Source organism: Stutzerimonas tianxiuensis (assembly GCF_053470365.1).
In genome coordinates this window covers 259,301-271,864 of the sequence record NZ_JBPVWS010000004.1, presented here as the reverse complement: position 1 = coordinate 271,864, position 12,564 = coordinate 259,301, and the positions used below count along the sequence as shown (strand labels likewise).

The 12,564-nt window shown below is 60.9% G+C and carries 14 protein-coding genes; 6 read left to right on the top strand and 8 right to left on the bottom strand.

Going from position 1 to position 12,564, the window contains the following annotated elements; genetic code table 11:
• Nucleotides 1-77 precede the first annotated feature (77 nt).
• Nucleotides 78-1,088, bottom strand: coding sequence for an SDR family oxidoreductase (locus tag ACSSNI_RS07870; protein WP_200636169.1), 1,011 nt, complete (start codon nucleotides 1,086-1,088; stop codon nucleotides 78-80).
• A gap of 341 nt (nucleotides 1,089-1,429) precedes the next feature.
• Between ACSSNI_RS07870 and ACSSNI_RS07865 the strand changes: the two genes are divergently transcribed.
• On the top strand, nucleotides 1,430-2,581 hold the full coding sequence (locus tag ACSSNI_RS07865) for an acyltransferase family protein (RefSeq protein ID WP_200636171.1): 1,152 nt from the start codon (nucleotides 1,430-1,432) through the stop codon (nucleotides 2,579-2,581).
• On the opposite strand, the gene csgH is transcribed toward ACSSNI_RS07865, so the two are convergent.
• The 5 genes from csgH to ACSSNI_RS07840 all read right to left on the bottom strand — a co-directional run bounded on the left by csgH (nucleotide 2,567) and on the right by ACSSNI_RS07840 (nucleotide 5,541).
• Nucleotides 2,567-2,992: a curli-like amyloid fiber formation chaperone CsgH gene (csgH, locus tag ACSSNI_RS07860; protein ID WP_200636173.1), complete on the bottom strand. Its 426-nt coding sequence runs from the start codon at nucleotides 2,990-2,992 to the stop codon at nucleotides 2,567-2,569. The genes ACSSNI_RS07865 and csgH overlap by 15 nt on opposite strands.
• A gap of 22 nt (nucleotides 2,993-3,014) precedes the next feature.
• Complete coding sequence (locus ACSSNI_RS07855; protein ID WP_200636175.1) at nucleotides 3,015-3,941, bottom strand: hypothetical protein; 927 nt, start codon at nucleotides 3,939-3,941, stop codon at nucleotides 3,015-3,017.
• 15 nt (nucleotides 3,942-3,956) lie between these two features.
• Nucleotides 3,957-4,442, bottom strand: coding sequence for a curli production assembly protein CsgB (locus ACSSNI_RS07850; protein ID WP_200636177.1), 486 nt, complete (start codon nucleotides 4,440-4,442; stop codon nucleotides 3,957-3,959).
• 116 nt (nucleotides 4,443-4,558) lie between these two features.
• Nucleotides 4,559-4,969 (bottom strand): CsgE family curli-type amyloid fiber assembly protein, encoded by a 411-nt coding sequence (locus ACSSNI_RS07845; RefSeq protein ID WP_102837793.1) that lies wholly within the window; start codon nucleotides 4,967-4,969, stop codon nucleotides 4,559-4,561.
• On the bottom strand, nucleotides 4,957-5,541 hold the full coding sequence (locus ACSSNI_RS07840) for a helix-turn-helix transcriptional regulator (protein WP_102837838.1): 585 nt from the start codon (nucleotides 5,539-5,541) through the stop codon (nucleotides 4,957-4,959). The genes ACSSNI_RS07845 and ACSSNI_RS07840 overlap by 13 nt, the downstream gene beginning before the upstream one ends.
• Before the next feature lie 755 nt (nucleotides 5,542-6,296).
• Between ACSSNI_RS07840 and ACSSNI_RS07835 the strand changes: the two genes are divergently transcribed.
• Together ACSSNI_RS07835 and ACSSNI_RS07830 are read left to right on the top strand one after the other, a co-directional pair.
• Complete coding sequence (locus ACSSNI_RS07835) at nucleotides 6,297-6,626, top strand: hypothetical protein (RefSeq protein ID WP_200636179.1); 330 nt, start codon at nucleotides 6,297-6,299, stop codon at nucleotides 6,624-6,626.
• Nucleotides 6,627-6,739: 113 nt separating this feature from the next.
• Nucleotides 6,740-7,021, top strand: a complete 282-nt coding sequence (locus ACSSNI_RS07830) for a hypothetical protein (RefSeq protein ID WP_200636181.1) — start codon at nucleotides 6,740-6,742, stop codon at nucleotides 7,019-7,021.
• Nucleotides 7,022-7,106: 85 nt separating this feature from the next.
• Here ACSSNI_RS07830 and serA read toward each other — a convergent pair whose 3' ends face one another.
• Entirely contained in the window at nucleotides 7,107-8,336 is a 1,230-nt protein-coding gene (gene serA / locus ACSSNI_RS07825; RefSeq protein ID WP_200636183.1) for a phosphoglycerate dehydrogenase, read from the bottom strand.
• A gap of 197 nt (nucleotides 8,337-8,533) precedes the next feature.
• On the opposite strand from serA, the gene ACSSNI_RS07820 reads away from it, so the two are divergent.
• The 3 genes from ACSSNI_RS07820 to ACSSNI_RS07810 all read left to right on the top strand — a co-directional run bounded on the left by ACSSNI_RS07820 (nucleotide 8,534) and on the right by ACSSNI_RS07810 (nucleotide 11,625).
• Nucleotides 8,534-9,928 carry an FAD-binding oxidoreductase gene (locus tag ACSSNI_RS07820; protein WP_200637103.1) on the top strand — a complete coding sequence of 465 codons (1,395 nt, stop codon included), beginning with the start codon at nucleotides 8,534-8,536 and terminating at the stop codon, nucleotides 9,926-9,928.
• Nucleotides 9,929-9,945: 17 nt separating this feature from the next.
• Nucleotides 9,946-10,611, top strand: a complete 666-nt coding sequence (locus tag ACSSNI_RS07815) for a fumarylacetoacetate hydrolase family protein (protein ID WP_200636185.1) — start codon at nucleotides 9,946-9,948, stop codon at nucleotides 10,609-10,611.
• 102 nt (nucleotides 10,612-10,713) lie between these two features.
• Entirely contained in the window at nucleotides 10,714-11,625 is a 912-nt protein-coding gene (locus ACSSNI_RS07810; RefSeq protein WP_200636188.1) for an SdiA-regulated domain-containing protein, read from the top strand.
• 121 nt (nucleotides 11,626-11,746) lie between these two features.
• Here ACSSNI_RS07810 and rpiA read toward each other — a convergent pair whose 3' ends face one another.
• Entirely contained in the window at nucleotides 11,747-12,418 is a 672-nt protein-coding gene (rpiA, locus tag ACSSNI_RS07805) for a ribose-5-phosphate isomerase RpiA (protein WP_200636190.1), read from the bottom strand.
• Nucleotides 12,419-12,564 lie beyond the last annotated feature (146 nt).

Below are 12,564 nucleotides of genomic sequence, written 5' to 3'. Positions count from 1 at the left end.
AACGGCGCCTGAACCCTGGCTGAACCTGAGCTGAACGACCATGCAGCCGGCGTAGCCTGAGCTGCGCCGGCCATTCGCTAACGCCCGCGACGGCCCAATAGTGCGACCAGTGCTGCCGCACCCACGGCTACAGCGGCGGTGGTCGCGACCGGATGCTGCGTGGCGCGGGTGTAGAGGCTGCGTGTCAGTACTCTGCCGGGATAGTTACCGCTGGCGCTGCCGTCACCGGCGCTGCCGACATCGCTGGCATGGAGCGCCCCGCGTGGATGTCGATCCGGACGGCCGCTCTTGATGGTGTCGTAAACAAAGGTGCGGTTGATCCAGTCGGCCAGGTGCGGTGCGTTCTGCGCGAGCCGCGAGAGCAGCTTGGCATTGCCGATATAGACGTCGCGCTGCGGATGCTCGGCAGCATGCAGAATCGCGCGGGCGACGACTTCCGGCGCGTAGACGGGCGGCGGAAACACCGGAGCACTGGGCAGGTAGTTCTTGGAGTGGTCCATGAACTGGGTGTCGGTCGAAGAGGGGCGTACCAGGGTCACCGATACTGGTGTGCGCGACTTCTGCAGCTCGACGCGCAACACATCGGTCATCGCCTTGATCGCATGCTTGCTGGCGCTGTAGCTGCTGTGGAAGGGCAGGGCATTGGCCGACTCGACACTGCCGACGTTGATCAGCGCACCGCCTTTATCACGCAGATGCTTCACTGCGATGGACGAGCCGTAGTGCGTGCCCCAGAAGTTGGTCTGCATGACTTGTTGGTGGTCTTCGTCGCTGACCTCGTCGAAGCGGCCCCAGACCGAGCTGCCGGCATTGTTGATCCAGGTATCAAAGCCACCGAAGCGCGAGATCGTCTCGCTGGCGACGCGTTCCAGCTGCGCCCGCTCGCCCACGTCGGCCATGACGTGAAGGACGCGATTCCCCGCATTAAGCTCTCGCTCGATTTCGAACAGCGCTTCTTCGTTGCGCGCCACCAGCACCACGCGTGCGCCCTTTTCGATGGCGAGGCGGGCCGTGGCCAGGCCGATCCCGCTCGAAGCGCCGGTAATGACGATGACCTGCTCATGCAAAGGTTTGAGAGAAATGCGCATCGGGTCTCCTCGAATAGCGGCGATGGGGGTGGGCTCGGTAGAAGCCGCGGCCCCGCTTCCGGTTCCGGACAGGCGATGGATGGCAGCGCTGGTTGGGCTGGAGGCAGGTCGTCGATGTGGGGGCTAGCGAGAGCAGGGCGGCTACTCGATTGCTCCCGGCCTCTTTGATTGGTGATAGCCAGAGGAAAATATGTGCAAATGTTTCAGATTGCTTGGAACTCTTTTGATGGCCAATTGCTCTCAATTTCGCTTGGGAGATTCCTCCCGCATCCCCCATTTGATCAACACGCCGGCATTAGTCTCTTGCCGTGGTATGCCTCGATATCGAGCTAGGTGCAGGAATGAAACGCTTTGTTGTGCTGGATAGTTTTCGCGGTATCTGTGCGATTGCGGTGGTGCTGTTCCATACCCAGATCATGTTGAGTTTTTCCGAACTGAGTTTCTTCCGGCACGCCGACTTGTTCGTCGAGTTCTTTTTCGTGCTTAGCGGTTTTGTGATGTTTCACGCCTACGGCGGGCGCGAGTTCGGCCCCGTTGTGCTTAGGCGTTTCATTATCAGCCGCACCTTTCGGTTGTATCCGTTGCACCTGCTGATGCTGCTGGTCTTCATCGGCCTGGAGTTCGGCAAACTCTGGGCAGAGCACCACGGCTTCTCCTTCAATGATGCGGCTTTCACTGGCAAGACGGCGCCTGGCGAAATCCTGCCCAACGCCCTGTTGCTGCAGAGCTGGATTGGCGACTTCAACAGCCTGTCGTTCAACACGCCGGCCTGGAGCATCAGCATCGAGTACTACCTGTACATGGTGCTGGGAATGGTCCTGCTGGCAATGCCGCGGTACTGCGCACAGATCCTGGCACTGGCAACGCTGGTGTCCTTCGCGGCGCTGTATGTCGAGCTGGACGTGATCAAGCCCTTCATCTGGCGCGGCGCTTCCTGCTTCTTTGCCGGGGCGCTGACCTATCGGCTCTACCAGAAGCTGGAGCCAGCCATCAGCCGCTTTGAAGACCGGCTGTTCTTCAGCGTGCTCGAGCTGCTTTGCCTGTTGCTGGTGTACCGCACACTGACTCACGAATCGCCGCATCAGGGCATCATCGCCAGCCTGCTGTTCTGTGGGGTGGTGCTGGTTTTCGCCAGCGAGCGCGGTGCGGTTTCGCAGCTGTTGCAGCGCCGCGGCTTCGCCCGCCTGGGGGAACTGTCCTTCTCGATCTACCTGACCCATGCAGCGGTCATCTTTGCCTTCACCAGTGCGGCGGTGGTGCTGTCGAAGCTTTCCGGCACCGAATACACCACGATTCTGCAGCAGCCAGGAAGCGAGCAGATCATGCGCTACATCAGCAGTGGCAGCGTTGTGGTCGACGATCTGCTCACCCTGCTCGAGCTGGGAATGGTGCTGGCGATATCGAGCCTGACGTACCACTACGTGGAGCTGAAGGGCATTGAGCTGGGGCGTCGGCTCTCACGTCACCAGCCGCGACAGCTATCGCAGGTTTGAAGCGGACCTGGCGACCATGCTCTCCGCGGCCGGTGACTGGCGAGGAGCCGGCTTCGGAGCACCCGCGGGTTCGGTGGACGGGTAGCTCTGGTGCAAGGGTGTTTGCCCTTCACCGTCGATGGTCCAGGTGACGGTTGCCTCGATATGGCTATCGGGCGCCACGCCCAGCCAGTTGTTCAGCGGGCATTGGGTTTGGGGGGCGCTGGTCAGCTCGCCTGATTGGCGGCTGCGACTGGTGCCGGCTCGGCCTTGAGCGCGCACTTCCAGCTGATAGCTTAGCTTGTGGACTTTGGCACTGCTGAAGCACAACCGCAGATTCAATCGGTCGGCTTCAGGTACTAGCTCCAGGCGAGCGTCAACCGGGCCGGCGGCAGAGGCTAACAGCATGGCGGCGAGGGTCGCAGTGAGCATAAGTGAAGGCCAAGGGAGGGGGTCACTGTTGGGTAACGGTGGCCATGTTGCCGGTCCCCGTCTGCGAGATGACCGCGTTCATGAGCTCAGCGTTCTGGGTGATCGAGGCCTGGTTTGCCATGCCGACCTGGTTGATGCGGGCTTCGTTGTATCCGGCTAGCTGGTTGATGGCGGCGATGTTGTCATCGCCGGACTGCACGACGCTGGCTTGGTTGCCGTCGAACCATTGCACCAACTCGACACTGTTGCTGTTTCCGGTTGAGGACCCTCTGAACGAATTGCTACGCCCGCTCTGTTCAGCTGTCAGCAGGTTGTCGTCGCCTGCCTGATTGAACTCGACCTCCCCAAACAGGTTGTACTGCGAGATCGTCGCGGTGTTCAGATTGCCGTTCTGGGCCAGCTTGATATTGCCGCCATCGCCCTGCCCGATGGTCACCCTGTTCTCATCGCCGACCTGGTAAACCGCCAGCGTGGTGCCGTGGTAAAAGCCGTCTTGGGTCATTACCAGCGAATTGTCGTTGCCAATCTGACGTGCCTCGGCCTGGGCAAACCCCTGCTGGGTTGCGGTAATGAGGTTGTTGTCGCCAATGCTACTGAGGCGCAGGTCATTGGCATACCAGGTCTGCTCGACCTCGGCGCGGTTATCGGTGCCATGCTGATAGACGCTGGCGCTGGAAAAGTAAGTTTCATCACCTTGGTAGACAGAGGCGTTATTGCTGCCGATTTGGACGATGCTGGCCACATTCTGCTCAGCAATTACGCCCTGGTAGATCGAACCGCTGTTAGCCGTACCGTTCTGCCGGATTGTCGCCTCGTTCAGCACGCCCGTCTGATCAATCGTGGCGTCGTTATCACTGCCGGTCTGTACAAGTTTGGCGTTGTTGTCGGCATGGGCGCCAATGGCGACGGACAGCAAAGCGGCTGACGCGAGGAGATGCAGACTGCGCATAGGGTTACCTTCTTATTAGCGATGCTGGACGATCTGGACGCTTTGGCCGCTGCCGTATTGGGTGACACTGCTGCTCAAGCCGCTGCCGAGCTGTTCGATGCTGGCAGCATTGTCTGAGCCGATCTGAGCGATGGCGGCCTGGTTGTCGCTGCCGATCTGGCTGATATCCGCCAGGTTGCCCTCGCCGATCTGCAGAATGGTTGCGATCTGGTTTTCGCCCTGCTGAAGAATGAAGGCCTGCTGGTCGCTGCCCTGTTGCACGATGTTCGCCAGCTGAGCTGTGCCGGTCTGGCTTACGTCGGCCAGGTTGTCACTGCCTGTTTGCAGCACCCGTGCGACCTGCATGTCGGGCAGCTGCCATGCGGCCCCCGCCTGACTGGCAAGGCTCAGCGAGCCGTCTGCAAGATCCCCGTTGTCCATCAGATCGGCCGCATGAACCGCGTGACCGGTGAGCAGAAGGGCGGCGAGCAAGCCGCGGCGCAGTAGGGCTAGACGATCCATGCAGGCACCTCGAAGTAGTGCTCGGATTCTTGTCTGCGGGCCGGCTGCTGAACATCCATCGAACGGTGCAAAACAAGCGCTACGTGATGAACGGGAGGGATTAACTCCTCGGTCGCTCACAATTCGCCTCGGTCCATGTCGAAAGTGTCCTGAAGCAGGTTCTGCAGCTTGCTTCGGTTGACCTCTTCCAATATCAACTGCGCGGCTTGGGTGGCGATCTCCTCTATCTCCGCGACGTTGGGCTGCAGAAACCGTCGGTAGACGGTGAGCTGTCCGTACTCCACCCAAACCAGGCTGCCCCAGCGCGCCGAAGGGCGTTCGCGCACCACCAGATCGCCCTCTAGCGCGCTGGCGTCCTGCAGCTGGAAGCTGAGGTAGCGGTGAAAATCATGGCCGAAGCGGGTGATGGTGTTGTCGATGATCAGCCCACTCAGCTCGGCCTCGCCCTGCGCCTGGCTGAGCGGCTCCTCGGCCTGGAGGGGGCCAGCCAGGCTCAGCAGCAACAGGCACAGCGTCAGGCGTGGCACGACTCGGACCAATCCAGCCGGCCGCGAAGCAGAAAGGCCGCCTCGGCCCGATTGGAGGCGCCAATCTTGCGCAACAGGTTATGGATGTGGCTCTTGATGGTGTGCGGGCTCAGGCACAGCTGTTCGGCGATCTCGGCATTCGACAGGCCTTTGCCGGCCAGGCTGAGAATTTCGCGCTCGCGCAACGTCAGTGACGGCTTGCTGCCGGCGAGTTGGCGCATGCGTCGCCATTGGCTGAGCAGCCGTTCGGTCAGAACTCGAGGAAGCCAGTCGCCGCCGTCCAGTAGGACCTGAATGCCGTCGAGCAGATGCTCGCGCGTGGCATGACTGTAAAACACGCCACGAATGGTGGGGTGCTTGTCGACCAGCTGCTCGGCCTGTTCCGGCGCGATATTGACCAGCGCAACGGGCGTCTGCTCATCAAGCTGATCAAGCAGCGTCGACAGTTGCTCGGTCTGGCTGTTTCCAGAGTCGAGTAGATAGAGATCGGTGCTGCCCGGAACGATTTTCTCGAGCCGCGCCAGGGCTACCTCTAGCTGAGCCTGCTCACCAAGAAAGTGCTTGAAGAACAGTCCAAGTAGCTCATTGCCGGTCAGCAGGGTGACAGTAGGCCGGTTACGTTCCCGGTGGGTGAAATCCGCTTCGTCCATGTTCAATCCTTGGTCTGGGGTGCCGTTATGCTGCATAGAAAAGTTACTAAACGACCGGCTAGAAATGACGAAGTTCAGCGTTCCAGCTGGGATTAGGCCGGCATCTGCGCGCTGAGGATGACAACCCGACAGACGGTTAAATAAGCGGCTTGGCGGACCAAACGATCCATGTCGAGTCAATCACCCGTTCGATGGAGCCTGCATCTATACCCCTCGCACGAACTGCCAGTGCGCACGTCACTCATCGGTCTGCTGCTCGGTCTCGTGCTGACGCCTTCAAAGATCTCCTGTGAGGTGAATACCGGCTGGTCGCTAAACCTGTCGATCTACCGGCTTCGCCTACTGGCGTGGCCTGATGCGGGGGCTGGATGGCCTGACCACGCTGCGTGACAGGGATGTCCACCAGCCTACTGTCTCGTCTGCGGCCTCATCGACCGTCAGCGATTAGCCCCCAGCCACACGCGCCATAACAAACCGCTAGTTAACGGCCAGCGCAAGGGCATAAAAAACGGCCGACGAACGGTTTTGCCCTGGCTTGGCGACCAATGGCGATATGCCCGTGAGGCCCGCCGCATAAGGCCTTCATCGGTTCTGAAAGATCCTGTCATGCAGCAAGGTGAAATTTATTTCCACCACCATTGCCGTATTAGGTGAACCCCTTGAACTGGAGAGCGATCATGCAAACGACCAAGCTCGCCGCGCTGACACTGGCCGGCCTGATGTCTGCTTCTGCTTTTGCTGGCACTACTGATAACGGCGCCATGCACGACAAGGACGCCTACGATTCGAAAAGCAGTGCGATGAAAAGCGGCACTCATGACGGCAAGATGGATGGCGCTCATGACGACACCATGATGGATGGCAAAACCACCGACGACACCGACCGCACTGGATTGACAACCGGAGCAGGCACCACCGTTGACGGTGAGACGGCAGGCCCCGGTACTGAGACAGGTACCAGTGTCGGCAATACCACCGCTACGGGGAACAGTGCCACTGGCAACTGACTTGGCGTCGCAGCTAGATTAAAAGCCCCGGCCCTGCTGGGGCTTTTTCTTGCGCAGCCGTCAGCGTCCGCCGTCGGGGCTGGCCGCAGAGGGCTGATGATGGGGAGAAGATCATGGTCACACGCATCTGGTTATGCGCTTCGATACTGATAACAGCGCCGCTGGCGATCGCCGCCGGAACCGGCTCGACGCACCCGGAAAAGGCTCGCGAGCATCCGTTGGACTCACGTGAGCCACGCCAGGGCGTGATCGAGGGTGAAAGTCACGGCCAGCCACGACCACCAACGCTGGAGTCGCTGCCTGAGGCGCCGCCGGTAATCCCGGTCGAGAACCCGTCGCAACCTGTTCGGCCAGACGCCCGCTCGAGCGAGAATCGGGACCCAACCTCCAACTGATCAAACGATGCAGGTCTGTTTCAGCCCAAGCGGCAAACGAAAACGGGAGGCCTGAGCCTCCCGTTTGGTGCCGCCAGTGCTGTGTTTAGAACAGTACGCGGCTGCGGATAGTGCCGTTGACGTGCTGGAGCTTTTCCAGCGCCAGGTCGGAATATTCCTTGTCCACGTCGATTACTACGTAGCCGACCTTTTCGTTGGTCTGCAGGAACTGACCGCAGATGTTGATGCCGTTGTCGGCGAACACCTTGTTGATCTCGCTCATCACGCCTGGAATGTTCTGGTGGATGTGCAGCAGGCGGTGCTTGCCCGGATGCGAGGGCAGGGCGACTTCAGGGAAGTTGACGGAGGAAACCGAGGTACCGTTGTCGCTGTACTTGACCAGCTTCTCCGCGACTTCCAGGCCGATGTTGGCTTGGGCTTCGGCAGTGGAGCCGCCGATGTGCGGGGTCAGGATCACGCGGTCAAGACCACGCAGGGGGCTTTCGAATTCGTCGTCGTTGGACTTGGGCTCGACCGGGAATACATCGATGGCGGCGCCGATCAGGTGCTCATCCTTGATCGCGGCGGCCAGGTGATCCAGTTCTACAACGGTGCCACGCGCGGCGTTGATCAGAATGGCGCCTTGCTTCATGGCGCGGATTTCCTTTTCACCGATCATCCACTGAGTGGACGGCAGCTCAGGTACATGCAGAGAGACGATGTCGCACATGCCCAGCAGTTCGTACAGCGAGCCGATTTGAGTGGCGTTGCCCAGCGGCAGCTTGGTCACCACGTCATAGAAGAAGACCTGCATGCCAAGACTCTCGGCGAGCACCGACAGCTGCGTGCCGATGGAGCCGTAACCGATGATGCCCAGCTTCTTGCCGCGGATCTCGAAGGAGTTGGCCGCAGACTTAATCCAGCCGCCGCGGTGGCAGGAGGCGTTCTTCTCGGGGATGCCACGTAGCAGCAGGATGGCTTCGGCCAGCACCAGTTCGGCCACCGAGCGGGTGTTGGAGTAGGGCGCGTTGAACACCGCGATTCCGCGTTCACGGGCGGCATTGAGGTCGACCTGGTTGGTGCCAATGCAGAAGCAGCCGACGGCGATCAGTTTCTGCGCCGCGTCGAAGACTTCTTCGGTGAGCTGGGTACGCGAACGGATGCCGATGAAATGGGCGTCGGCGATCTTCTCCTTCAGTTCCGCATCGGTCAGCGCGGTCTTGAGGTACTCGATGTTGGAGTAACCGGCGGCCTTGAGGGTGTCGACAGCGTTCTGGTGCACGCCTTCGAGAAGAAGGAACTTGATCTTGCTCTTGTCGAGAGAGGTCTGGCTCATCTGCATTAAAACCTTAAGGCCGGAGGGTAGGACGAAGTGTCCAGCGAAGGCTGGCCGACCCGGTATCAGCGGTGTCGGGAGCTGCCGAGGCACGTTTCAAAAGGGTGCGTATGCTAGCATACAGGCCCCTCGAAACACCCCCTGTCCTGAGCTGAAGCGTGCTCAGGGTGACCATGAATCGAATGAGAGTTCCCATGATGACCGATCTCGCCCTGATCGACGAGCTGAAGACCCTGGTCGAGCCTGGCAAGGTGCTGACCGATGCCGATTCGCTGAATACCTACGGCAAGGACTGGACCAAGCAATACGCCCCGGCACCCTCGGCCATCGTGTTCCCGAAGAGCATCGAGCAAGTGCAGGCGATCGTGCGCTGGGCCAATGAGCGCAAGGTCGAGCTGGTGCCATCTGGCGGCCGGACCGGTCTCTCTGCTGCGGCGGTCGCCGCTAATGGTGAGGTGGTGGTCTCGTTCGACTACATGAACCAGATTCTCGAATTCAACGAGATGGATCGCACAGCTGTCTGCCAGCCGGGCGTGGTCACCGCACAGCTGCAGCAGTTTGCCGAAGACAAGGGGCTCTACTACCCAGTGGATTTTGCCTCGGCCGGCTCCAGCCAGATCGGCGGCAACATCGGCACCAATGCGGGCGGCATCAAGGTGATTCGCTACGGCATGACCCGTAACTGGGTGGCGGGGCTGAAGGTCGTCACTGGTAAAGGCGATCTGCTCGAGCTGAACAAGGATTTGATCAAGAACGCCACCGGCTATGACCTGCGCCAGCTGTTCATCGGCGCCGAGGGTACGCTGGGCTTCGTCGTCGAGGCGACCATGCGCCTGGAGCGTCAGCCGACCAACCTAACAGCGCTGGTGCTAGGCACGCCGGACTTCGAGTCGATCATGCCGGTGCTGCACGCTTTCCAGGACAAGCTGGACCTGACCGCCTTCGAATTTTTCTCCGACAAAGCACTGGCCAAGGTGCTCGCCCGTGGCGACGTGCCTGCACCGTTTGAAACCGATTGCCCGTTCTACGCGCTGCTGGAATTCGAAGCCACCACCGACGAGCGCGCCGATCAGGCGCTGGCGACCTTTGAGCACTGTGTCAACGAAGGCTGGGTGCTCGACGGCGTGATGAGCCAGAGCGAGCAGCAGCTGCAGAACCTATGGAAACTGCGCGAGTACATTTCCGAGACCATCAGCCACTGGACGCCGTACAAGAATGACATCTCGGTGACCATCGCCAAGGTGCCGGCTTTCCTCAAGGAAATCGACGCCATCGTCGGTGAGCATTACCCGGATTTCGAGATCGTCTGGTTCGGTCATATTGGTGACGGCAACCTGCACCTGAACATCCTCAAGCCGGATGCGATGGACAAGGATGAGTTCTTCGGCAAGTGCGCCACCGTCAACAAGTGGGTGTTCGAAACCGTACAGAAGTACAACGGTTCGATCTCCGCCGAGCACGGCGTGGGCATGACCAAGCGCGACTACCTCGAGTACAGCCGCTCGCCGGTGGAAATCGAGTACATGAAGGCGGTCAAGGCTGCCTTCGATCCGAACGGCATCATGAATCCGGGCAAGATCTTCGCTGTTTGAACAGACAGGAACCCACCATGACCTACAAGCACCAGTACACCGACGGCACGACTATCCACTACCCGCTGGGCAAGGTCGTCTGCATCGGCCGAAACTACGCCGAGCACGCTAAAGAGCTGAACAACCCGGTGCCGACCGAGCCATTGCTGTTCATCAAGGCCGGCAGCTGCACCGTGCCGCTGGACAGTGGTTTCAGCATTCCAGCGGACCGTGGCGCCGTGCACTACGAGGCGGAAATTGCCGTGCTGATCGGCAAGCCGCTGTCGCGCAAACCGAACGACGAGGAGGTTCGCGATGCGATCTCCGGTATCGCTCCCGCTCTGGACCTGACCCTGCGCGACGTGCAGGCCAAGCTGAAGGAAAAGGGCCACCCGTGGGAGATCGCCAAGAGCTTTGACGGCGCTTGCGTGCTGGCACCCTTCGTGCCGGGCGATGCGGTGGATGACCTCGGCGACATCGGTATCCGCCTGACCATCAACGGTGAAGTCCGTCAGGACGGCAACAGCAGCCAGATGCTCAATGCCATCCTGCCGCTGTTGCAGCACATTGCCGGGCACTTCAGCTTGCAGCCTGGCGACGTCGTGCTGACCGGCACGCCGGCGGGGGTCGGTCCTCTCAATCAGGGCGACGACCTGGTAGTGGAGCTGGTCGGGCTGTCGCGCTTCGAGAGCCGCGTGCTTTAACGTGCATATGAGCCGGGTACGCCTGACGTATCCGGCCCGCAGAGCTCTATCCTCCCTGTGACGGTCATGCTGTAATCGCACGCTCTCCCTGGGTTTGCCTACATGCCTGAGTCTGCCGTCCGACGTTCCCGCCTACGCCTGTTCCTCTACACTTCGCTGTTTCTGACCATTGCAATGGCCTTGCTGGCCGGCTGGATGCTGCATTGGAATGACCAATTGAAGCTCTATTGGCAGGAGCAAACTGTCGATGCCAACGCCCGCGCGGCGAGCATCTGGTTGCCGGACTATGAACTGGCGCTGGAGACCACTTTGTCCGGCCTCGAGGAAGACGAAACCTCAGGCCTGACCTGGAACGCAGAGACCGGGACGCTGTTCACCGTCACCGGACAAAACCCCCAGCTCGTGGAATTCTCCCCCGGCGGCGTGGTGCTGCGGCGCATCACCCTGACCGGATTCTCTGATCCTGAGGCGGTCGAAGCTCTGGATAACGGACAGCTCGGTATCGTCGATGAGCGGCGCCGACTGGTTGCAGTGTTCCGGTTGGCGCCTGGGGTGGAGAGCCTCGATCTCGAGGATCTCGCCACCTATGACCTGGGTTTCGACGGCGCCGGAAACAAAGGCTTCGAAGGACTGGCCTGGAATCCGCGCACCCAGCGCATGCTACTGGCCAAGGAGCGCGATCCGCAGGGCTTGTTCGAACTGCCCTTCCCTGGAGAAGATGGCGCTGCCGGCGCCCTTGAGTCGCTCCCTGACCAGCCGCTGCTGGTACGCGATATCTCGTCGGTAGCCATCGACCCGCGTACCGGGCATACCCTGATGCTTTCCGACGAGTCGCGTCTGCTGGTCGAGCTTGACTTGCAGGGGCGGCCACGCAGCTTCATCAGGCTGCTCGGCGGTCTCAATGGTCTGGTGGAGGGCATCGACCAGGCTGAAGGTGTAGCCATGGATGGGCAAGGCAGCATCTACGTCGTAGCGGAGCCGAACCGCTTCTATGTGTTCAGTCGGCGACGCTGACCTCCGATCCAGATCGCCGAAGCATAACTACTACCATCAAAGGTGATCAGCTATGACCACTTGCGGCGCCGGATGCGGCCGTGGGGGCGCGCACCGGGCTGATGGAGCCTGCCGCGAGAGGTCAGCGCTTGAGCGTCTGAACCCCGTCCGTTGTGCCCAGCAGCAGGACGTCGGCCGGGCGGGCAGCGAACAGCCCGTTGCTGACCACGCCCACGATGTTGTTTATCTGCGCTTCGACATCCGGGGCGAAGCCGATCATGAGGTTGTGCACGTCAAGGATGACGTTGCCGTTGTCGGTCACCACACCCTCACGGTAGACGGGGTCGCCGCCTAGCTTGACCAGCTCGCGCGCGACGTGGCTGCGGGCCATCGGGATCACTTCCACCGGCAGGGGAAACTCGCCGAGGCGTTCGACCAGCTTGCTGCCATCGGCGATACAGATGAAGGTGCGCGCCACTGCCGCGACGATCTTCTCGCGGGTCAGGGCTGCGCCGCCGCCCTTGATCAGCTCCAGATGGCTGTTGGTCTCGTCGGCACCGTCGACGTAAAACTCCAGGTCCGCTACGGAGTTCAGGTCATAGACCGGAATGCCATGGCCTTTCAGGCGCTCGGCGGTGGCATCGGAACTGGCTACAGCGCCGTCGAAGAATCCTTTGTGCTTGGCCAGCAGATCGATGAAGAAGTTGGCGGTTGAGCCGGTGCCGACGCCGACGATGCTGCGGTCGGTGAGCTGCGGCGCGATGAGGTCGACAGCGGCCTGGGCAACGGCCTGCTTGAGTTGATCCTGGGTCATGGCGTAAAGGTCCGGTCGGTAAGTAAGTCGTGGGGCGAGAGTATAGCGGGGGCTCGTCAGCGGGTCTTGCCCGCGAGACTGTACGGCTGTTTTGTGCGCGGATTGCCGGTGGTCGCGGCGTTTTTCGCAGAGTAGACTCGTCTGCC